This window comes from Chryseobacterium sp. MYb264 (assembly GCF_035974275.1).
In the GTDB taxonomy this organism is placed as follows: Bacteria; Bacteroidota; Bacteroidia; order Flavobacteriales; family Weeksellaceae; genus Chryseobacterium.
In genome coordinates, this window is the sequence record NZ_CP142422.1 from 1795531 (window position 1) to 1815939 (window position 20409).

The following is a 20409-nucleotide window of genomic DNA, read 5'->3' on the forward strand; positions in this document are numbered from 1 at the left end:
CATTAATTAATTGTGAAATTTATTCTAAATATTTTGAGGAAAAGGATCTTCAAAATTTCTTCCTTCTTTCATCATTTTGGCTTCTAATTCAGAAATAAGGCAAGTTTTTAAATCATGTAACATTTGTTCTTTATCTAAATCCTGACCAATAAAAACCAATTCATTAATCCGGTCACCCCAATTTTTATCCCACCTTTCTTCTATATACGATTGATTTTCAATGAAAGATCCATACTGAACCCTTTGGTTCATCGGCATGCTGCACCACCAGACTCCGGCTTTTTCCAAACGGAAAGATCCTCCCGCCTGAGAAAAATTCAATGCGTCATGAGGTCTTGAAGCCAGCCAGAACAGTCCTTTCGCTCTTAACGCACCCTGAGGATAATTTTTGCTGAGGTAGTCCCAAAGTCTGAGCGGATGAAAAGGTCGGCTATTTCTGAAAACAAACGAGCCGATTCCATATTCTTCTGTTTCCGGGGTATGATGCTCAGATTCAAGTTCTTTTTGCCAGCCTGCGGAAGCCTGCGCTTTATCGAAATCAAAAAGACCGGTATTGAGAAGTTCTTTAGGGTCTACTTGACTGAATTCTGAATGGATGATTTTAGCATCAGGATTTAATTTCTGAATGGCTGCTTTCAAAAATCCTAAAGTATCGGCATCTACAAGATCGGTTTTATTGAGAATAATAACATTCGCAAATTCAATCTGATCGGTCAGGAGATTAACGATCGTTCGGTTATCGCCTTCAATATCGCTAAGATGGCGGTCTTTTAAAAGCTCACAGGTTCCGAAATCTTTTTCGAAATTAAAACAGTCAACTACAGTCACCATGGTATCCACATAGCTGAACTTCGAAAGATCGATCCCATTTTCTTCATCAATAAAAGAAAAAGTCTGTGCTACGGGAATTGGTTCACTGATGCCTGTACTTTCTATTAAAAGATAGTCAAACCGTTTTTCCTTAGCCAGCCTTTCTACTTCAACCATAAGGTCTTCCCTTAAAGTACAGCAAATGCAGCCATTGCTCATTTCCACCAATTTTTCTTCGGTTCGGGACAATGTATTCTGGCTTTCAACCAATCTGGCATCGATATTTATCTCGCTCATATCATTCACGATCACAGCTACTTTCAGCCCTTCTTTGTTGTGCAAAATATGGTTTAGTAAAGTTGTTTTTCCGGCTCCTAAAAACCCGCTCAGCACGGTAACCGGTAGTTTATTTATTATCATTTTTCTAAATTAATGTTTGTGATTTCTAAAGTTGATGATATGTGCCGAAATCAATCCGGCAGCTCCGATGTAGATTAAAGGAAGGTGAACTTCAAAGATCAAATCGGCAAAAACCGAAATGGAAATTAAGATAATTGAGAACCAGAATAAACCTTTTAAACGTTTTGATCTTACCTGTCGCGTGATTCGCCAAACAACGATTGCTCCGATGAAAAGGAAAGCGAGATCGATATAAGGATTATGTGACAATCCGAATGGAATAACCATTAACAGAGGAAAAACAACACAATGAATCAAACATAAAACCGCTGCTGACACACCTACTGCATCCAAAATTTTTGACTTCATAAAATAGATGATTTAATTTTCTTATTGTAACTTTGTTGCAAAAGTAAACAGAAAATCCAAATAACGCAACATTGTTGCATTAAAATAATGAAACAAACCAGAAATACCCAGGCTAAAACCGAGATATTAAACTTAATTAATGACTCTGAGACGGCTTTATCTCATCATAATATTCAGGAGAAATTATCGAATTTATGCAATAGAGTTACGATTTACCGTGTTTTGGATCGCCTTGAAGAGGAAGGAAAAATTCATAAAATTGTAAATATAGACGGCGTTGTAAATTATGCTAAATGTCACGATTGCGAAAAAGATCATCACAATCATAATCACCTGCATTTTAATTGTAAAAAGTGCAATTCGGTGACGTGTATTGAAAATGTAGTTCCGAAGATTGATATTCCGAAAGAATTTATTGTTGAAGATTATAATTTTATTGTAAGCGGGATTTGTCCGAAATGTCAGTGAAAATGGGTTAGTGATTGCCACGAATACACAAATGTTCCTGTTGATATTTTTTATTGCTTAATCGTTTTAATCTCTTATAAGTGAAATCGAAGATTATCTCCTTTCAGTCGATGAATGATATTTCGACGGAGTCAAATGGCTTGGTGAACCTTCAAACGATTAGCTGTAAAAGGACTTTGAGTTTTTCGTGTTCAAGATCTGTAATTAAGTTTTAACAATAGACAATCTGCAAAACCTCCGATCAGTTTTTCAAACAAAAAAAGCTACCTCCATGAGATAGCCCTACTTTGTAACTGTAAATAGTAAAAATTTAAATAAGATCTTAGATCACCACTCCTTTGAAAGAAAGTGTTTTTGGGCTTTTGCTTTCGCTGGTTGTAACGTTTACCGTCTTCATAAATGCTCCCGCAGCTGCTGCATTATAGCTCGCTTCTACAAATCCTTTTTTACCGGGTTGAATCGGAGTTTTCGTGTAATCCGCTGTTGTGCATCCGCAAGATGGAGCCACATTCTGAATGATAATAGGTTTTGAAGTGGTATTGGTAAATTCAAAACGAATCAATTTTGGTTTTCCCTGAGGGATATTTCCAACATCGATAGATTCTTTATTCCATTTAATCGCATCTGCAACCACTTTTGCAAAAGATGGAGCCTCAGAAATAACGTTGGCATAAAATGGAGAAAACGCCAAAACAGCCAAAAGTGCCGTAATTTTTAAATTTTTCATAATTGTACATTTTAATTATTGAAACCGATTGTTTATTGTTGATGTAACAAATGTAAAGCTGTTGCGTGATACGAGTTGTTAAGCGCTTTCAAACATTTGTTAATAAGTTGTTAACGCATATGATTAATAGATTTTTTTAAATAATATTGCCTCACGAATGAAAATAAAAAGGCTTAATATCATCATTACTCTCGGACTTCTGGCGATTGTTGGGATTCTGATTGCGCAGCTTTTATGGACGAAGCAGGCCTATAACATCGAAAATCAGAAGTTTAACCAAAAGGTAAACATCGCGTTGATGGAAGTTGTTGAAAAGCTTTCCGGCGAGGCCACATTCACCGAAAATCCGGTACAGAATATTGCCAATGATTATTATCTGGTGAATGTAAACAATGAAATTCATCCCACGGTTTTGGAATATTACCTTAAAACAGAATTTAATCGTGTTCAGATCAATACCAATTATGTATATGCTTTGTATAATTGCAGAAGTGACCGGATGATCTACGGAAAATACGTTTCTCCTAATCAGAAAAATCCAAAAAATAAAGAGATCAAATTTCCTAAGCATAAAAATCTCGTCTATTATTTTTCCATCAGTTTTCCGGATAAAACGAGCTATTTAATCAGTTCATTACGCTTCTGGTATTTGCTGACCTTTGCCCTGATCATTATTCTGGCAGTGTATGTGTATTCTATTTACACTATCATTCAGCAAAAGAAATTTTCAGAGCTGCAAAGGGATTTTATCAATAATATGACCCATGAATTTAAAACGCCTTTATCGTCCATTCTTTTGGCTTCAGAAGCATTGAATAAACAGGAATCGGTGAAGGAAAATCCGAAGTTGCAAACCTATACTTCCATCATTATCAACCAAAGTTTTAAGCTGAATGACCACATCGAAAAAATATTGAATATCGCCAAAAATGATGCTTCGGGATTATCTTTAAAACCTCAAAAAATCGTATTATTTCCTTTCATTCAAAACATTGCCGAAAATATTCAGCAAAAAAATGAAAAGACTAAAATTATCCTCGAAATTCCAGAAAATATTTCGATTCAGGCGGATGAATTTCACTTTAACAATATCATTTGTAATATTCTGGAAAATTCAATTAAATATTGCGAAACCAGTCCGGAAATCATTATTTCTTTATTAAAAGATTCAAAAGGCTTATATTTAAAGTTTAAAGACAACGGAATGGGGATTCCTGCTAAGAATATCCCTTATATTTTTGATAAATTTTACCGCGTGAAAACGGCAAAAAGTGATGAGGTAAATGGTTTCGGGCTGGGATTATTTTATGTAAAAAAGATTGTTCAGCAACATCAATGGAAAATTTCTGTTGAAAATAACAGCGATCAGGGAATCAACACTACTCTATTTTTTCCGTCTTAATTTTTAATGCAAAACCCATGGAAAAATCTAAAATTTTATACGCCGAAGATGATCAAACGATTGCTTTTCTTATTCAGGACAGCCTGGAAAACTACTATCAAATCAATCATTATTCGGATGGAAGATCTGCCCTGGAAGCATTTGGCAGACAAAGTTTTGATATTTGTCTGCTGGATATTATGATGCCAGAAATCAACGGTTTTGAAGTCGCCAAACAAATCCGCAGCAAAAATTCTGAAGTTCCTATTATTTTTATTTCAGCAAAAACATTGAAGGAAGACCGGATAAAAGGACTGAAAATTGGAGCTGATGATTATATTGTAAAACCATTCAGCATTGAAGAACTGGTTTTAAAAATTGAAGTTTTTCTAAAAAGATCTAAAAAAACGGAATCTTTTCCTTCCACTTATAAGGTTTCAAAATATGATTTTGATCCAAAAAATTACACCTTAAAAGATCATCAAAATACCATAACGCTTACCCAAAGAGAATCTGACCTTCTTCTATATTTCATCAAACATAAAAATACCGTCTTGAAAAGACAGGATATTTTGAAAGCAATTTGGGGTGATGATGATTATTTTATGGGAAGAAGTCTGGATGTTTTTATTTCTAGATTACGCAAGGTATTTGCGAATGAAGACAATGTGTTGATTGAAAATCTACATGGGATAGGTTTTCGTTTTTCTGAGGTTTAAATTTTAAAACAACCTTTTTTCAAGAAAAATTTTCACAAAACGATCAAACTCATTTTTATAACTTCTTCCTACGGGAATTGTAAATTGTTCTAATAAAATTTCGTTATTATTGATCGCGCTTACCCATTTTGAATTGATGATAAATGAACGATGAATTCTCACAAAACCTTTATTTTGTAAACGATCAGCCAACTCCGCAATGGATATTTTTGAAGCCAGAAAATTTTCATCACCCAAAATAATTCTAATATCATTACCCTGACTTTCAAAATAAATAATTTCGTCAAGTTTTATTTTTCGGTTAAAACCATTCACTTTAACAATAACAAAATCTTCTTCATGATCTTTTGCCTTGTTTCTGAGAACCCGATCAACCGATTGGAAAAATCGCTGAAAAGTGATCGGTTTTAGCAAATAATCAACAGCTTCCAATTCAAAACCTTCCAAAGCATAATCCCGAAATGCGGTGGTAAATATGGTCTGAGGCTTACTCTTCAATGATTTCAAAAAATCTATTCCATTTAAATTTGGCATCTGAATATCTAAAAACAACAAATCTACCTGCTGAGTTTGCAGAATTTTATAAGCCTCCATAGCATTGGTTCCGGTAGCCACAAGTTGCAATTCGCTGATCTTAGAAATGTGATTTTCAAGCAATTTTACGGCCAGCGGTTCATCATCTATAATAATACATTTAATCTTCATTTCGTGGAGTTATAATTTCAATGCTAAACTTATCTTCTTTTTCGTTGATGGCTAAAGAATAGTTATTTTTATAATATAATTCGAGTTGTTTTTTCACATTTTCTAATCCAATTCTGGATTTTTCATGATCTTGTTTAGTAAATTTTGAGTTTTCAACTTTAAAAATAACAACATCCGTTTTCGTGTCTATCGAAATATTAATCTCAATCTCTCCACTTGTCTTTTGGGCTCCGTGTTTAAAAGCATTTTCAACTAAAGAAAGATACAATAAAGGCGGAATATATGCCGGAAAACTCAAATTTTCCAAGACATTTATTTTTAAACGATTATCATAACGTAATTTCTCAAGCTCAATATAATCGTGGATCATTTTCATCTCTTCGGTAATGGCAACCAGCCTTTTCTGCCCTTTATACAGCGTATAATCTAAAATATCTGAAAGTCGCTCGATAGATTGTGAGGTTTTTGAAGGATCAATGATCGATAGTGAGTAAATATTATTCAGCGTATTGAATAGGAAATGTGGGTGTAGCTGAGACTTTAATGCCTTCAATTCCAACTCCGTTTTTTCTTTTTGAAGCTGAATTGCAGTTTGCTTTTCATTCTGATACCGAAAAACATACATGATCGAAATAAAAATAAACGAACCCGAAAGAATAGGAAAAATATAATGAAACAAAAGATATTTCACGTCTATAAAAATTGAAATAAAGTTGTCTTGTGGATAATTTACAAACAAAGGTTCCGCCAGATAAACAATGAAAATTCTGTTGAAAATCCCTAAAAAATAATTACTTATCAGAAAGAAGAATGAAAAATGTAGGTATTTTCTGTGATCAAAATATTTTCGGATCAATACAAAGTAGATAAAATTTGCGCTAATAATCTGAAAAATCCAGTGACAAAGGTCGTAATAAAAGATTTCTTTAAAATTGGGCTGCTCATGTTCACCATAATTTCGGGCAAGTCCAAAAATCAGCAATGATATCCAAAATACTGCCTGATAACCAATTTCTTTTTTGATATTCCTCTTTGATGTATAATCCACGATATTCAAAAATAGAAATTAAAAACTTTATGATGGTAAAATGTATCTAAAATACATAAAACTGAATATTAATAACCGTTTTTGGAATGTATATGAAAATAATTGCTCTCTACACTCAAAATAGGACTTTCCACATCATTCTATCTCTTTCAATTTGAAATAACAGGAATTTCGTGTAAAAAAGAATGGAAAAAGACAAATTCTACGGACTCGATCATTTACGCGCGTTGGCAATTATCCTGATACTTTTATATCATTACAGAATGTTCAAGCATCCTGAATGGATCGATACAATAGGCTGGATCGGCTGGACGGGTGTGGATTTATTTTTTGTTTTGAGTGGTTTTTTGATTTCAAATCAATTATTCAGAGAAATAAAAGAACATCAAAATATAGATTTAAAAACATTTTTCATCAAGCGGTTTTTCAGAATTATTCCGCCCTATTTCTTTACGTTGATGCTCTATTTTTGCTTTCCCATTTTCAGAGAAAGAGAAGCGCTGCCTTCGGTTTGGAAATTTATTTCTTTTACTCAAAATTACGGATTGAACGTGATTGAAAAAGGAACTTTTTCACATGCATGGTCGCTTTGTATTGAAGAACAGTTTTATCTTCTGCTTCCTGTTTTACTTTTGATTTTCATTAAAATAAAACGGATTTATTATCTGCCTTTCGGAACTTTGCTTTTGATTGGAATTTCAATTTCATTACGGTATTTTTCATGGAACGAATATATAGTTCCCAATCTCGAAACCTCTGATTTCTGGAAAGAATGGTATATGAAAATTTATTATCCAACCTATACCCGATTTGATGGTTTAGCCATTGGAGTGCTTATTGGTTATTTTTATCAGTTTAATTTAAAATTTAAAGCAATTATCAATAAAAACGGAAATTACTTTTTAGCCTTAGGAATATTATTAATTACTTTTTCACTGTGGTTTTGCAGAGATCAATATTCAGAAAAAGCATCTGTTTTGGGATTTACTTTTGTTGCCATCAGTTATGGAATTTTATTATTGGGAGCCATTTCAACATCCTCTTTTTTAGGTAGAAAAAGAAATTATTTCACCTCACAACTCGCCATCCTTTCCTATTCAATTTACCTTTCTCATAAAGGAATAATTCATCTTATTCAATTATTTTTAGAGAAAAACAATATTAACTCTTCCACTACTTTAACAGTCACGATTTGCTTTTGTTTATGCATCATTGTGAGTATTTTCTACCGATTTGTGATTGAGAAACCTTCGGCAAGAATTAAAAACATACTAATTGATAAAAATTAATGAAATTCAATATTTTACAAAAAAAATATACTAATTTCAAAACCTATAAAATGAGGTAACAAATGCGATGATTCGATTGTTATATAAACATCATTTAAACAAAAAACTAGATCATGACAACTAAAATTACTTTGCTGTGTATATTTATTTCCAGCTTTTTCTTTTCCCAAAAGATTGATGCTGAAAAATTAAATAATTATTTTACCTCTATTGAAGCTAAAAATCTGGGAATCGGAAGTTTATCCATCTTCAAAAATGGTCAAGAAGTATACACAAAGAATTTTGGACAAAAAAATATCCCCGGATTATACTTTAACAGCAATACGAAATATCAGATAGGTTCTGTCACCAAAATGATTACTGCAACCTTGATCTTTAAGCTTATCGAAGAAAAAAAGTTACGCTTAGAAGACAAACTTTCAGAATTTTATCCTAAAATTCCCAATTCCGACAAAATAACCATCAAAAATATGTTGGAGCATACCAGCGGATTGGGTAGCTACGTGGTAAAAGAAGGAGAAGTTTGGGTTACAGAAAAAGTAAGCGACAAGGAAATTATGGATTTAATTATCCAGCAGGGAAGCCGTTTTGAACCGGGTGAACAAGTGGCTTATTCTAATACAGCGTATTATTTATTGACAAAAATTTTAGAAAAGAAACGTCAAAAACCCTTTCATACACTTATAGAAACTGAAATATCTGCGCCACTCGGATTAAAAAATTTAGCTTCAGTACAATTGCATCCTAAAAATATATTCCTGCCTTATATTTATGAAAATAATTCATGGAATCTTCTAAAAAAAGATATTAATTTCTTTAATGTAATTGGTGTGGGAGACATCGCTTCGACGCCTTATGATCTTAACATTTTTATGACCAACTTATTTCATAACAAGATTCTAAAAAAATCATCATTAGAGCAGATGATCCCTATTTCAGGAAAAGAAAGTTGGGGAAGAGGTATTGCCGTTTGGGATTTTGACGGCATCATCTATTACGGACACGGAGGCGATACGTTGGGCTCCCATGCCCTTCTTATTTACAACAAAGAGGCAGATATTTCAATTGCTTATACCACAAACGGCGAAAGAATAAAGAAAGAAGATTTTATTAAAAATATTGTTAACTTATTATATGACAAACCCTTTACACTTCCTGAAATTAAATAATTCTGATTTTCAGAGAAACTTTTTCATTTTATTTTAACTAAAGAATTACAAAATAATCCGTTTCAAAATTGGAACGGATTATTTTTATTTTATCTTCGAATTTATTTAAAAATAAGCTGTGCAAACTGATAAAGACATCTCCTCCAAGTCAGCCATTCATGATAGGTTTGTGGCGAATGATACTGAGTGTATGGATATTTATTCTGATCAAGATAATCGGTAATTGTTTTATTAAAATCTAAAAACCTTGGATCTTCTTTTTCACCGATTCCCAGAAAAAACAGAGGTTTTTGTTTTGATTTTAGTAAATTATTAATAGAAAGTTCTTTAAAAGGTTCATTATTGTCGCCTCCATAAATCACAGGACTGAACGAACCAATCGCGGAGAATATTTCAGGATGATTTAAACCGATCAGCATCGCCTGATAACTTCCACGGGACAGTCCGGCAATCGCTTTTTTATTATTGGTAGAATATTTACTTTCGATATAAGGAATCAGTTCCTGCATTACGATTTTCTCCAGATTTTTAGCGGAAAGCACAGTTCTTTCAGAATTATCCGGTAATTTTTCTTCTTCAGGATTCAATGCTACGCCGTAATCCATGACGACGATCATTTCTTTAGCCTTATTTTCATCAAAAAGATGGTCGAGAATATTCATAATATAGCCTTGCTTTTCCCAACCCGTAATATCTTCTCCGGTCCCATGATACAGGTATAAAACAGGCATTTTCTTCTTTCCGTAATTGGGTGGAAGATAAACTTTAAAATTTCTTTTTCCTAACGTGATCTTTGAATCTAAATGATCATCAACAATCTTTCCATGCTTCACTTTCTTTTTAAAGAAGAAATTTTCTCCCGACGGAATTTCAATTCCGCTTGTCGGCTGCCCGTATCCAAAATAAAGTTCTGTGTTGGGATCATTCGTGCGTTTTCCATCTACATTAAACCAATAATAATGAAAACCGACATCAATAGGTGAAGTGGAAATATTCCAAAATCCGTCTTTATCTTTTGTAATGGAAGATTGTACATTTTTCATTCCGTCTCCGCCTTCCAAAACAACAGATTTTGCTTCAGGAAAATAAACCTTTAGCTTCGCATTTCCCTTTTCGTCAACTTTAGGAAAATCTTTTCCCTGCAAAACGGTTGTTGAAGTTTTATAATGTTGAGAAAATAATGTCGCTGAGTACAAGCAAAGAATGGAAGTCAGTATTTTAAAATTTCGCATGAATCTGAATTTAGCATCGTAGAAAATTATTCATTCATCTTGAAATATTGAATGTAAATAATTCCTAATTCGAAGGTATAAAATATTTTTTAGACATTCTATTTTAATAAGATCATATACTTTATCATTTAGGCCTTATCTATTTATCGAAGAAATAATTTGACATAAAATAGATTTACTACATTTTTCTTTATCAATCAGTTACAAAAAAGAATACATTAATTAATGTAATAACCAAAAACTTTAATTCTATTGTTAATCCTGACGAAATGTTTCAGGTTTTTTATATCAATTACTGCTTTCCTTACCAATATTACTGTTTCTCATAAAACCATGAGGCTTAACTGTTTATAATATGTAATTTTGTTCTGTAAATAATTGGTCATGATGAATGAGATCGTCTATTTTAATTCAGTAAGTGATTATAACACTTCATGCGGAATCGAAACTTTACATCCTTTGGTAAGCATATTGGATCTATCTAAATGCCCACCCAGAAAATGGGAAGCAGGAACGAAGGTGAAAATGAATTTCGGAATTTATGCTGTATTTCTGAAAGATGTGGTATGTGGAGATATTCGTTATGGTCGGGATTATTACGATTATCAGGAAGGAACATTGGTTTTTGTAGGTCCCGGACAGGCTTGGGATATAGCCTACGAAGTGTCTAATTATCAACCTAAAGGGCATGTTCTTATTTTTCATCCGGATCTGATTCACGGTACTTCTTTAGGAAAAAATATTCACGATTATGGCTTTTTCTCTTATAAAATGAATGAAGCTCTTCATCTTTCCAATAAAGAAAGACAGATTATTTTGGATTGCTTTGATAATATTCAGTTTGAACTTGAACAAACCATTGATAAGCACAGCAAAAAACTGATTGCCGCCAATATTGAACTGTTCCTGAATTATTGCGAACGCTTTTACGACCGGCAATTCCTTACCCGTGAAACGCCTAACAGAAGCATTTTAGAACGATTTGAAAAGCTCTTGCAAGATTATTTCATTTCAGACCGCCCGCAAAACATTGGGTTGCCATCGGTTGGATATTGTGCTGATGCTCTGAATCTTTCCTCCAATTATTTCGGTGATCTGATCAAAAAAGAAACCGGCGTTTCTCCTCAGGAATATATCCAGACGAACGTTATTAATTTAGCAAAAGAAAGAATCTTCGACATCAATAAATCGATCAGCCAGATTGGTTATGAGCTCGGGTTTAAATATCCTCAGCATTTTACACGTCTGTTCAAGCAAAAAGTTGGCGTATCGCCTATGGAATATAGAAATTCTAATTAAGTTTGACGTAAATCTATACAATAAAAAAGAGCAAAATTTGAATTATTTTGCTCTTTTTTATTGAATTGTGGGCTTCATTTATTGCTTAAAATCATAAAAATTAAGTCCCACTTCTTCATTTTTAGTTTTACTGATTTTACTGTCAATCGTATTGATATAAATCTCTCCTGCACCACGAATTTTCGCATCCAGCAAATGCCCTGCTAAAGCTGTATAATCGCTTTTACCTAAGGTAATATGCAAATGGAGAAGAGGCTCACCCGCGATCTCAGAAATATTTCCCGTTAAATTCGTGACTTCCATCTGTTCTTTAAAGGTTTTATCTACAAATTTTTTTGTTTCGGGATTAAAAAACCTCAACGTAGCTTCATTTACAGCACCAATACCAGTAATTTGTCCCGCCTGAATTTTCTGAGTCTTTACAAAATCTGTCAGCGCATCCAGAATACTTGTCTTATCTTTAATGCTGAGAATATAGGTTGATTCTACTTTTCTGGCTGTCCACCCTTTTCCTTCTAAAAAGGACTGTGCTTGTACCTGTACCATGATTGCTGTAATTATAATTGTTAAAATTTTCTTGATGAACATATTCTTTTTAATTTTAAATTGATGAAAAAGAAAAAAATTAAATCAATGTCTTTGTTTCAGGAAATACTTTATTCCAGATGAAAATATCTACAGATTTTCTTAATCCATTGATGAAAAAAGGATCCCGATTACATATCTCCCTTACCTGCTCTTTCGTTTCTGCATCTACAATCCAGATGGAACCTTGGGCAGCACCATCCACCTCTAAACGTAAGCTTCCGGGAACCAAAATATGGTCTTTATACGCTTCAAGAAACTTTTTATGCTCTTCCGTATATTTTTCCCTTATCGATAATTTATTTTCATTATCCTGGCATCTGACAATAAATAACATAAATTAAAGATTAATTGTTTTTAAAACATCAATGGAAACTTCTGCTTTTCCTGAAATACTGCTGATCAGTTCCTTAAAATGTGGCGTTGAATTATGAAAATCAATCGCCTCCTGAGACTTCCATTCTTCAAGGATCACCAGTACATTCGGATTCTGAACCTCCTCCGTAAGATCATAATAATTATTTCCTTCTTCTTTTCGGGAACTTTCAGCGCATTTTAATATACTTGCTTTTACGTCCTCTTTCGTTTCATTGGTTACCACAAAGCGGGCAACGATTTTTAGGGTCTGCATATTTTATTTTTATAAGATGATTAATCGCGTTTTAATACTAATTTTTTACTACTTCAAAAATTATACAATCCTTTTTTTTAATATTGATGAAAAGGAAAGTCTTTCTTTTAGCAGACACTAAGTTATGACAGTTTTATTATAGATCATAATTCTTTTTTTGGATAGAACCTATCGGTAGTAACGATTATAGAATTATCTTTGACTGGATCAATTTTCAACGATAAAATATGGAACTCAGACAACTACGGTATATGGTAAAAGTGGCAGAGACCATGAACTTCACCAATGCTTCGAAACAGCTTTTCATTTCTCAGAGCACGCTATCCCAACAGATCATGCAGCTGGAGGCAGAACTGAATACTTTGTTGTTTCATCGTAACGGAAAACATATTTCTCTTTCCGAGGAAGGCAAAGTTTTTTACCATTACGCCAAAGACTGTATTCAAAAATCTAAAGATGCGGTCGCAGCATTACACGATCTTAAGCAGCTCAACAGCGGCGAACTCCGCATTGGGGTTACATTTGCTTTTCGGTCTTTCATAGAAAATGTGATCATTAATTTTCATCAAACATATCCTCATATCAAGATCATTGTTCATTTTGGTTCATCTAATGATATGCTTGATAAACTTAAAAATGATCAAATCGATACATTAATCACATTTGATATGCAGCCTGATGAAAATATATTTCATTCACAGTATTTATTTACCTCATCTACCTGTTTTATCAGCGCTAAGGAAAATCCTGTTGCCCAAAAGAAAAGTATTTCCCTGAAGGAATTGAGCCAATATGGATTAATTGTTCAGAATACAGATTTCAATACCTGGAATTTCCTCCAGTCTATCACCAATGAGCAGGGAATTGATCTGAAAATCATTATGGAAGTTAATGACAATCCCACTCAAATTGAATTAATTAAAAAGAATATTGGATATGGAATAATGGCAGATGTCACCATTAAAAATGAAGAAAATTTAGTGGGAATCCCTATTTCAGGCAAGAAAATGAACAGAAAAGTCTCCCTAATCACCTTAAAAAATATTTATTTATCGAAAAAAGTAGAACTTTTTTATGAGATGCTGATTTCCGGTTAAATTTAAAATAAAAAGAGACCTCAAAGAGATCCCTTTCGTAGAAAAATGTAAATATAATAGGTAAAATTATTTTATAATTTTCACCTTTTCGGAATAGCGAATCGGTGCTTTAGGATTTTCGGCAGGATAGCCTAATGCGATATTAATTCCCACTTCATAGCCTTCAGGAATATTTAATAATTTCAATAAATCCTGATTTTCCGGAAGATTTAAAGCCGTGACCAAAGACCCCAACGGACAGGTTCCTAAATTGAGCGCGTGGGCACTTAAAAGAATATTTTGTAGAGAAATTCCTGCATCCAGCTTTGCGGTTGGATTAGATTTATCAATTGCCATCACGATTAAAGTTGGCGCATGATGAAAAATACTGAATCCAGGTTCTTTATATTTAGCCGCACTTCCCTGCATCTCTTTCCCTTCTGCAAAATTCAGAAAACGCTGGTTGATTTCTGCCAAAATCTTAGGATTCTGAATCACTCGGATTTCCCAAGGTTGCTTGTTTAAAGCACTCGGCGCAAAAATCGCACTTTTCATAATCGTATCGATCTGCTCTTGAGACACTTGCTGATCGGTGTATTTTCTGATCGATCTTCTCGTGAGCATATTATCGAGAATGGCCTGTGTCGCAGATCCCGTGTAATACGTTTTCGGGGCTTCGTTATCCTTACATGAAAGTAAGCTCACCAGGATAAAACCTGATAATAATAGTTTTTTCATATTTTTTAAATAGGACTGTTTATTTTTTTGCTAAATGAATAATTAAACTTCAATACAGTGAAGATAATATACAGGTATACCACATACTTAATCATTTGATAATGGTATAATGAAATGATGGCAAAAGCAAAAACCAGAATCATCAAAATCAGTTTGGATATATTTTCGATAAATGGGCGGTATTCTGTTTTGTTGCCCCATGCGGTTGGCTTAAAAAGTTCATTGATTTTAGGTGAAAAACCATTCAATAATAAAATAGAATATGACATATATTCATTGCTGATTCCGCCCAGAATAAAGGCAAAAGCGATACATCCGATCATACTTCCGTAGAAGATTTTCCCTTTCATATTTATCGGACTGGAAGGCATATCCGTCGCCATAAAAATCGCTCCGAGCAGCAATCCTGAAACTGAAAATTTGAAGTCCCCTTCATAATTAATAATCCATGATAACAGAATAAAAACAAAGAAAACCGATGAAGGAATATGCCATGAAATCCTTTTGCGCAACAGCAGATACAAGCCGCCAAGTGCGATGCAAACCGCCGAATATTCTCCAATGGCACCCGAAGTTTTATAGAGTAGACTTTCCAAGTAAGAAGAATCGCTATCTAAACCTAAAGAGGAAAAAAAAGTTGAGGAATTGATATTAATAAAATTCTTCGTATTCCAAATCGATGAAGAAGTCATAACTGAAGCAAAAAATACCGTCATCAGTTCCCGACCCACCAAGGCAGGATTAAATTTATTCTTCCCCGTTCCGCCCCAGACGATTTTCCCAAAAATGATCGCCATAACTGCTCCAAAAGCCACAACATACAGCGGTGTAACGGGAGAAATGGTAAAAGCCAGCAGCAAACCTGTAATCACTGCACTCAGATCAAAAGAAAGTTGGATTCTCTTTAATACAACAGCCGAAAATACAATATCTGTAACTAAGCAAACCGCCACCGAAACAGCAGTCACCGCTAAAGCTTTCATTCCAAAAGCAAACCATGACATCACGACCATCGGCAACAAAGCGATAATCACATCGAGCATTACGAAAAAAGTACTGCCAAATTTAGGTTTTATATAAGGATTCAAGTTCATTTTTTAATTATTATGTAAAAGCTTTTTCCCCTTGAAAATTGCATCCATCAACGGAAGATCACTCGGGCATACATACGCGCAGGCACCGCATTCTATGCAATCCTGAACATTCAGTTCTTTCAGTTTCAACACTTGGTTTTCCGAGTTTGAGCGAAGAAATTCCAAAGGCAACAGACGTTGCGGACAGACATCTACGCAATATCCACAGCTAATACAGTTATGCGACTTCGTTTTTTTATTTTTAAGCAAAAGAATTCCTCCAGAACCTTTATTGATTGGCGTTAAGAGAGATTTCACCGCCTTCCCCATCATCGCACCGCCAAGCACTACCGTTTCATTATTATTGACGGAACTTTGGGTTTCCTTTAAAATATGCTCAATCGGAGTTCCTATTTTGATGAGGTAATTTCCAAGTTTTGTCTTGTTGTTTCCTGATAACGTGATGATCCTTTCCGTAAAAGGAATATTTTCATAAAAGGCTTTATAAATTGACCAGATTGTTCCCACATTATTAACTAAAATACCATGTTGAGATGGAATTTCACCCTTCTTAATTTCTTTTCCTGTGATGGATTTTATTAACTGCTGCTCGCTTCCCTGAGGATAATTATTTTTAACCAGTTTTATACTTAATGGTAAATTATATTCTTTAGAAATTTTAAGCAAAATAGTCGATAGCTCCTTATTCTGTTTTTCAATCGCAACAACGATTTTTTTAGCTTTAATAAAGTACTGAACAACTTGGAGTCCTTTCATCAACTCCTGCGTTTGCTCTTTCATCAAAACATAGTCTGCACTCAGATATGGTTCGCATTCTACACCGTTAATGATAAATGTCTCGATTTCAGAAAATGTATTATTGTATTTTACATGCGTCGGGAATCTCGCGCCGCCGCTTCCTTCAACCCCGAAATCACTGAGCTTTTGAATAAATTCCTGAGTCGTTAATTCAGTATAATCATTTGATGAGAAAGGGAGTTCATCATTTTGAAAATCATTTTTTAAAACGATGAAATTTTGATCATCAATTTTGATATATTCAGAAATAATCCCTGAAACCGGAGCGTGAATACTGCTTGAAAAAAAATCATCAGATTTTGCCAATAACTGAATTTTTTTCACCTGCGCTCCAATTTCAACCACAGGCTTCATTTCCGAACGGTAACTTTTCAGTGGAATATAGAAATACTCAGGATCTGAAATCGTTCGGATCTGTATTTTTTTCGTTTTATTTTTTAATGAAGAGATTAGAAGCATGTACTTTTTATTTTCAGTCCGTTGTTTTCAATTCTGTAAAATTCAAATTCGAAATTCTCCTGAAGTTCTTGCACGACATTCGGAAATTCGTTAGGTTCCACAGCAAATAAAGCCGTCGACAGCACATCGCTTAAAAAAGCCTGTTCGCAGATGACGCCCACCTGCAAAGTCTGTGAAGGATAGCCCGTTTTTGCATTCAGAATATGACCGAATTTTTGGTTTCCAATCGTAATACAATTCTCATTTCTTCCCGAAAGGCTGAAACATTCATTAGAAATTAAAACCTCCGATTCTTCGTTGTAAACAGATGTTTCAGCATCCGGAATTTTAATTTTCCAGGTCGGATGTTCAGCATTATTGAGAACTTTAATTGTACTTCCTCCTGCATTAATCAGGGCGTCTTCCACTCCATTCTCTTTCAGAATTTCAATGGCCTTATCTACGGCAAAAGCTTTGATAAAAGAGCCCGTTATGATTTCCTGACCTTTATTAATTTTAATTAAATCTCCACTAATCTGAATTTCATTATAATCAATATTTTGCTTCATTTTTTCAATGTCTTCAAAAATCGGAATTGAGTCATTTTCCTTATTATAAAATCCCCAAAGACGAATCAGCGGCATCGAAGTGATATCGTAAGCCCCAGAAGTGATCGAACTTATTTTTTTGATGATTTGAATTAAATCAATCAACTGTTGATCAACTTTCACCCAATTTCCGTTGTTTTTATTGATCTGATCGATGTATGAATCCTGCTGATAAGAATTGTATTTTAAATCAATTTCCGACATTGCTTCAAAACATTGATCGATGATCTCAGCATCATATTTCGTCGGAATTTTTATCTTACAGTCGCAATAAAACAGTCGCTCGGTTTTCGAAAGATATACGTTATTTGCTTTCAGAAGCTTTTTCATCGTCGTTGGTTTCAAGTTGAACTTTGGTATTCTTCTTCAGCGCTTTGAAATTCACATTTCCCACGTTGACGATCTGGAAATAAAAATTGGGATTTCGCCATTCCGATTTTGCCGAATCATATTCCAGTTTCTGAACTTCAAAAGATTTCTTTTTCTCCTTTTCAGCTTCCAAAGCCTGTCTTTCATTTTCTTTGGCTAATTCTTTCTCTTCCTTGAGATTCTCGAAAAATTCTTTATTTCCAAAAATGAGCAAAATAATCCCGATACCATATAGTAGAGCCGACTGTAACTTCATCTAACGTTTATTAATAGCTGTTTTGAATAGATTGATGAGACAAAAATAGTTTTCCCGACACCGTAAACCATGATTTTAATGATATATTCGCTAAAAAAATGACGAATTGAATTCATCATTTTTATCATCAAATCCTTTTATTTTACGTTACTTTTGCATAAAAACTTACCTTCATGTACGGTAAAATGAAACAATTTATTGAAAGTAATTTTTTACAGGAAGTCATTCTTCTCGTCTTTTCTTTCGTATTATTCACGTTAAACGACTGGATTCTTATCGCAAGCTGGAAGAGCCTTTTTCTGGGAATTATTTACTTTATTCTGTTATACGGTCATGCACAGATCAACCGTTTTTTTCTGTTACCGATTTTAATTGAAAAGCATAAACTGCTGCAATATTTACTGTTTACCTTTCTATTATTGGTGATTTCTGCCGTTGCACTGAATTATTTAACGATCAATCAACTCTATAAAAGCTGTTTTCTACACAATAATCCGATCAAAATGTCTTATCAGTATCAGATGGGAATTTTACTGGGATCACTGATCTGTATTCTGGGAACTACAAGGCTGGTTGAATATTACCGTGCTCAAAAAATCCAGGCGAGCAAGGAGCTTTTATTCAACAAAAATCAGATGGCTTTTCTGAATATGCAGCTCAATCCGCATTTTTTATTCAATACCCTGAATACCATTTATGGAATCAGCTTTAAATATCCCGAAAAAACGCCTGAATTAATTTTGAAGGTTTCTGAATTGCTGCGTTATCAGGTCGAAAACACAAAAAAAGAAACGGTAACCATAGAAAAAGAAGTCGATTTCATTTCAAGCTATATCGAACTGGAAAAAGAGAGAATGGGACATCGCTGCAAAATTGATTTTGTCTGTAATATTGAGCATCCCAAAGATTTCAAAATCGCTCCGATGCTTCTTTTCACTTATGTTGAAAATGCCTTTAAACACGGAACCTGCAGCATTGATGATTGTTTTGTGAAGATTGATCTCTCAATTTTGGATGGTTATTTATTATTGAATATTGCCAATTCGGTTCCAACAAAAAAATCAGAAACATCGACCAAAGTCGGACTCGAAAATACGCGAATGAGACTTGAAATGCTGTATAAAAACAATTACGATCTTCAGATTAAAAATGACAAAAATATCTTCACCGTTGCTTTAAAAATAAAACTATGACAGAGGCTCATACATATAAATGTCTGATCGTAGATGATGAACCGGCGGCACATTATGTGTTGATGAATTATATTGAAAAACACCCCGACCTTCTTCTCTCAGGACAATGTTACCACGCGATCGAAGCCCTAAGTTTTCTGAGAGATCAGGAAATTGATCTTCTGTTTTTAGATATTAATATGCCCGAACTTTCAGGTTTGGAATTTTTAAAACTATTACCGAATCCACCCAAAACTATTCTTACGACCGCCTATTCCGAATATGCCCTGGAAAGCTACGAATTTGGTGTGATCGATTATCTGTTAAAGCCAATTTCTTCTTTACGATTCATTAAATCGGTTGAACGTTTTTTATCGTATCAAAATCCGTCATTCAAACAAAATCCTTTGACAGAACCAACTCATCTCAAGATAAAAGTAAATGGAAAAGATGAAGACATCAGGTTAGATGAGATCAGTTATATCCAGAGTTACGGAAATTTTATCAAAATATTTATGGGTCGGAAATTTCATCTGGTTTCCATGACCACTCAGGAAGTTCTTAAAAACCTGCCCTCATCACAGTTTCTCAGAATTCACAAATCTTATATTGTCTCATTGCAAAAAATAGAAAGATTCGAAAATAATGAGATCTCTATGGATGATATCAAATTGCCGGTGGGAATTACTTTTAAACAGAAGTTACAGGATTTCATCAATACAGCTATGTAAGGACTATTTTCTCCACCGATACATGAAGAAGAAAACCAATCCGATAACGATTGAAAAACTTATAAATACTCCTGTTGCCAATTGAAAAAACATTTTGCCAAAGGCCTGACTTTCGCCATCACACAAAACCTCATTTCCCCAAATATCAACTCCCCGCTGGCCTTCATACATCCACTCCTCACAAGCACAATATTCAGGAATGGCAACGCCCACATAAAATAGCAGAAAAGGAAGATAAATAATCATTAAAAGGATTCCGATTACTTTTAATTTTTTTCGATTAGGCTTACATTTCATA

The 20409-nt window shown here is 34.0% G+C and carries 24 protein-coding genes; 9 read left to right on the plus strand and 15 right to left on the minus strand.

Translation table 11 applies throughout. The annotated features are described in order from the left end of the window. Nucleotides 1–24 precede the first annotated feature (24 nt). Entirely contained in the window at nucleotides 25–1230 is a 1206-nt protein-coding gene (locus tag VUJ46_RS07650) for a GTP-binding protein (protein WP_326984398.1), read from the minus strand. 9 nt (nucleotides 1231–1239) lie between these two features. Then, entirely contained in the window at nucleotides 1240–1578 is a 339-nt protein-coding gene (locus VUJ46_RS07655; protein ID WP_326984399.1) for a MerC domain-containing protein, read from the minus strand. 87 nt (nucleotides 1579–1665) lie between these two features. On the opposite strand from VUJ46_RS07655, the gene VUJ46_RS07660 reads away from it, so the two are divergent. Further along, nucleotides 1666–2046 carry a Fur family transcriptional regulator gene (locus tag VUJ46_RS07660; protein ID WP_326984400.1) on the plus strand — a complete coding sequence of 127 codons (381 nt, stop codon included), beginning with the start codon at nucleotides 1666–1668 and terminating at the stop codon, nucleotides 2044–2046. A 322-nt stretch (nucleotides 2047–2368) separates the two neighbouring features. On the opposite strand, the gene VUJ46_RS07665 is transcribed toward VUJ46_RS07660, so the two are convergent. Continuing rightward, nucleotides 2369–2773, minus strand: a complete 405-nt coding sequence (locus VUJ46_RS07665; protein ID WP_326984401.1) for a DUF1573 domain-containing protein — start codon at nucleotides 2771–2773, stop codon at nucleotides 2369–2371. A 157-nt stretch (nucleotides 2774–2930) separates the two neighbouring features. Between VUJ46_RS07665 and VUJ46_RS07670 the strand changes: the two genes are divergently transcribed. Continuing rightward, a complete protein-coding gene (locus tag VUJ46_RS07670) occupies nucleotides 2931–4175 on the plus strand; it encodes a sensor histidine kinase (RefSeq protein ID WP_326984402.1) in 1245 nt (414 codons plus the stop codon). Between the two features lie 17 nt (nucleotides 4176–4192). Next, nucleotides 4193–4873, plus strand: a complete 681-nt coding sequence (locus VUJ46_RS07675) for a response regulator transcription factor (protein WP_326984403.1) — start codon at nucleotides 4193–4195, stop codon at nucleotides 4871–4873. A 3-nt stretch (nucleotides 4874–4876) separates the two neighbouring features. On the opposite strand, the gene VUJ46_RS07680 is transcribed toward VUJ46_RS07675, so the two are convergent. Continuing rightward, the gene (locus VUJ46_RS07680) at nucleotides 4877–5578 is read right to left on the minus strand and encodes a LytR/AlgR family response regulator transcription factor (RefSeq protein WP_326984404.1); all 702 of its coding nucleotides are present in this window, start codon (nucleotides 5576–5578) and stop codon (nucleotides 4877–4879) included. After that, the gene (locus VUJ46_RS07685) at nucleotides 5568–6626 is read right to left on the minus strand and encodes a sensor histidine kinase (protein WP_326984405.1); all 1059 of its coding nucleotides are present in this window, start codon (nucleotides 6624–6626) and stop codon (nucleotides 5568–5570) included. The genes VUJ46_RS07680 and VUJ46_RS07685 overlap by 11 nt, the downstream gene beginning before the upstream one ends. A 185-nt stretch (nucleotides 6627–6811) precedes the next feature. Here VUJ46_RS07685 and VUJ46_RS07690 point away from each other — a divergent pair, with 185 nt between their 5' ends. Together VUJ46_RS07690 and VUJ46_RS07695 are read left to right on the plus strand one after the other, a co-directional pair. After that, on the plus strand, nucleotides 6812–7915 hold the full coding sequence (locus VUJ46_RS07690) for an acyltransferase family protein (protein ID WP_326984406.1): 1104 nt from the start codon (nucleotides 6812–6814) through the stop codon (nucleotides 7913–7915). Between the two features lie 113 nt (nucleotides 7916–8028). Beyond that, nucleotides 8029–9084: a serine hydrolase domain-containing protein gene (locus VUJ46_RS07695; RefSeq protein WP_326984407.1), complete on the plus strand. Its 1056-nt coding sequence runs from the start codon at nucleotides 8029–8031 to the stop codon at nucleotides 9082–9084. A 101-nt stretch (nucleotides 9085–9185) separates the two neighbouring features. Here the strand turns inward: VUJ46_RS07695 and VUJ46_RS07700 are convergent, their stop codons facing one another. Continuing rightward, nucleotides 9186–10316, minus strand: a complete 1131-nt coding sequence (locus VUJ46_RS07700) for an alpha/beta hydrolase-fold protein (protein WP_326984408.1) — start codon at nucleotides 10314–10316, stop codon at nucleotides 9186–9188. 387 nt (nucleotides 10317–10703) lie between these two features. On the opposite strand from VUJ46_RS07700, the gene VUJ46_RS07705 reads away from it, so the two are divergent. Further along, nucleotides 10704–11615 (plus strand): helix-turn-helix domain-containing protein, encoded by a 912-nt coding sequence (locus VUJ46_RS07705; protein WP_326985082.1) that lies wholly within the window; start codon nucleotides 10704–10706, stop codon nucleotides 11613–11615. 78 nt (nucleotides 11616–11693) lie between these two features. On the opposite strand, the gene VUJ46_RS07710 is transcribed toward VUJ46_RS07705, so the two are convergent. The 3 genes from VUJ46_RS07710 to VUJ46_RS07720 are packed head-to-tail and all read right to left on the minus strand — an operon-like array spanning nucleotide 11694 to nucleotide 12831. Further along, complete coding sequence (locus tag VUJ46_RS07710) at nucleotides 11694–12203, minus strand: PPC domain-containing DNA-binding protein (protein ID WP_326984409.1); 510 nt, start codon at nucleotides 12201–12203, stop codon at nucleotides 11694–11696. A gap of 37 nt (nucleotides 12204–12240) precedes the next feature. Further along, nucleotides 12241–12537 carry a YciI family protein gene (locus VUJ46_RS07715; protein WP_326984410.1) on the minus strand — a complete coding sequence of 99 codons (297 nt, stop codon included), beginning with the start codon at nucleotides 12535–12537 and terminating at the stop codon, nucleotides 12241–12243. A gap of 3 nt (nucleotides 12538–12540) precedes the next feature. Beyond that, complete coding sequence (locus tag VUJ46_RS07720; RefSeq protein ID WP_326984411.1) at nucleotides 12541–12831, minus strand: putative quinol monooxygenase; 291 nt, start codon at nucleotides 12829–12831, stop codon at nucleotides 12541–12543. A gap of 227 nt (nucleotides 12832–13058) precedes the next feature. Here VUJ46_RS07720 and VUJ46_RS07725 point away from each other — a divergent pair, with 227 nt between their 5' ends. Further along, complete coding sequence (locus tag VUJ46_RS07725; RefSeq protein ID WP_326984412.1) at nucleotides 13059–13928, plus strand: LysR family transcriptional regulator; 870 nt, start codon at nucleotides 13059–13061, stop codon at nucleotides 13926–13928. Nucleotides 13929–13994: 66 nt separating this feature from the next. On the opposite strand, the gene VUJ46_RS07730 is transcribed toward VUJ46_RS07725, so the two are convergent. From VUJ46_RS07730 to VUJ46_RS07750, 5 genes are read right to left on the minus strand one after another with little or no spacing between them, the layout of a single operon-like run. Next, on the minus strand, nucleotides 13995–14645 hold the full coding sequence (locus VUJ46_RS07730) for a nitroreductase family protein (protein WP_326984413.1): 651 nt from the start codon (nucleotides 14643–14645) through the stop codon (nucleotides 13995–13997). A gap of 5 nt (nucleotides 14646–14650) precedes the next feature. Further along, complete coding sequence (locus VUJ46_RS07735; protein WP_326984414.1) at nucleotides 14651–15739, minus strand: RnfABCDGE type electron transport complex subunit D; 1089 nt, start codon at nucleotides 15737–15739, stop codon at nucleotides 14651–14653. A gap of 3 nt (nucleotides 15740–15742) precedes the next feature. Beyond that, on the minus strand, nucleotides 15743–16996 hold the full coding sequence (rsxC, locus tag VUJ46_RS07740) for an electron transport complex subunit RsxC (protein ID WP_326984415.1): 1254 nt from the start codon (nucleotides 16994–16996) through the stop codon (nucleotides 15743–15745). Further along, nucleotides 16987–17913 (minus strand): FAD:protein FMN transferase, encoded by a 927-nt coding sequence (locus VUJ46_RS07745; protein WP_326984416.1) that lies wholly within the window; start codon nucleotides 17911–17913, stop codon nucleotides 16987–16989. The genes rsxC and VUJ46_RS07745 overlap by 10 nt, the downstream gene beginning before the upstream one ends. After that, entirely contained in the window at nucleotides 17888–18208 is a 321-nt protein-coding gene (locus tag VUJ46_RS07750; RefSeq protein WP_326984417.1) for a hypothetical protein, read from the minus strand. The genes VUJ46_RS07745 and VUJ46_RS07750 overlap by 26 nt, the downstream gene beginning before the upstream one ends. A 185-nt stretch (nucleotides 18209–18393) precedes the next feature. Here VUJ46_RS07750 and VUJ46_RS07755 point away from each other — a divergent pair, with 185 nt between their 5' ends. Both VUJ46_RS07755 and VUJ46_RS07760 read left to right on the plus strand, forming a co-directional pair. After that, nucleotides 18394–19401: a sensor histidine kinase gene (locus tag VUJ46_RS07755; protein ID WP_326984418.1), complete on the plus strand. Its 1008-nt coding sequence runs from the start codon at nucleotides 18394–18396 to the stop codon at nucleotides 19399–19401. Continuing rightward, entirely contained in the window at nucleotides 19398–20111 is a 714-nt protein-coding gene (locus VUJ46_RS07760) for a LytR/AlgR family response regulator transcription factor (protein WP_326984419.1), read from the plus strand. Before VUJ46_RS07755 ends, VUJ46_RS07760 begins: the two co-directional genes overlap by 4 nt. Nucleotides 20112–20114: 3 nt before the next feature. On the opposite strand, the gene VUJ46_RS07765 is transcribed toward VUJ46_RS07760, so the two are convergent. After that, the gene (locus tag VUJ46_RS07765) at nucleotides 20115–20408 is read right to left on the minus strand and encodes a hypothetical protein (RefSeq protein ID WP_326984420.1); all 294 of its coding nucleotides are present in this window, start codon (nucleotides 20406–20408) and stop codon (nucleotides 20115–20117) included. Between the last annotated feature and the right edge of the window lies 1 nt (nucleotide 20409).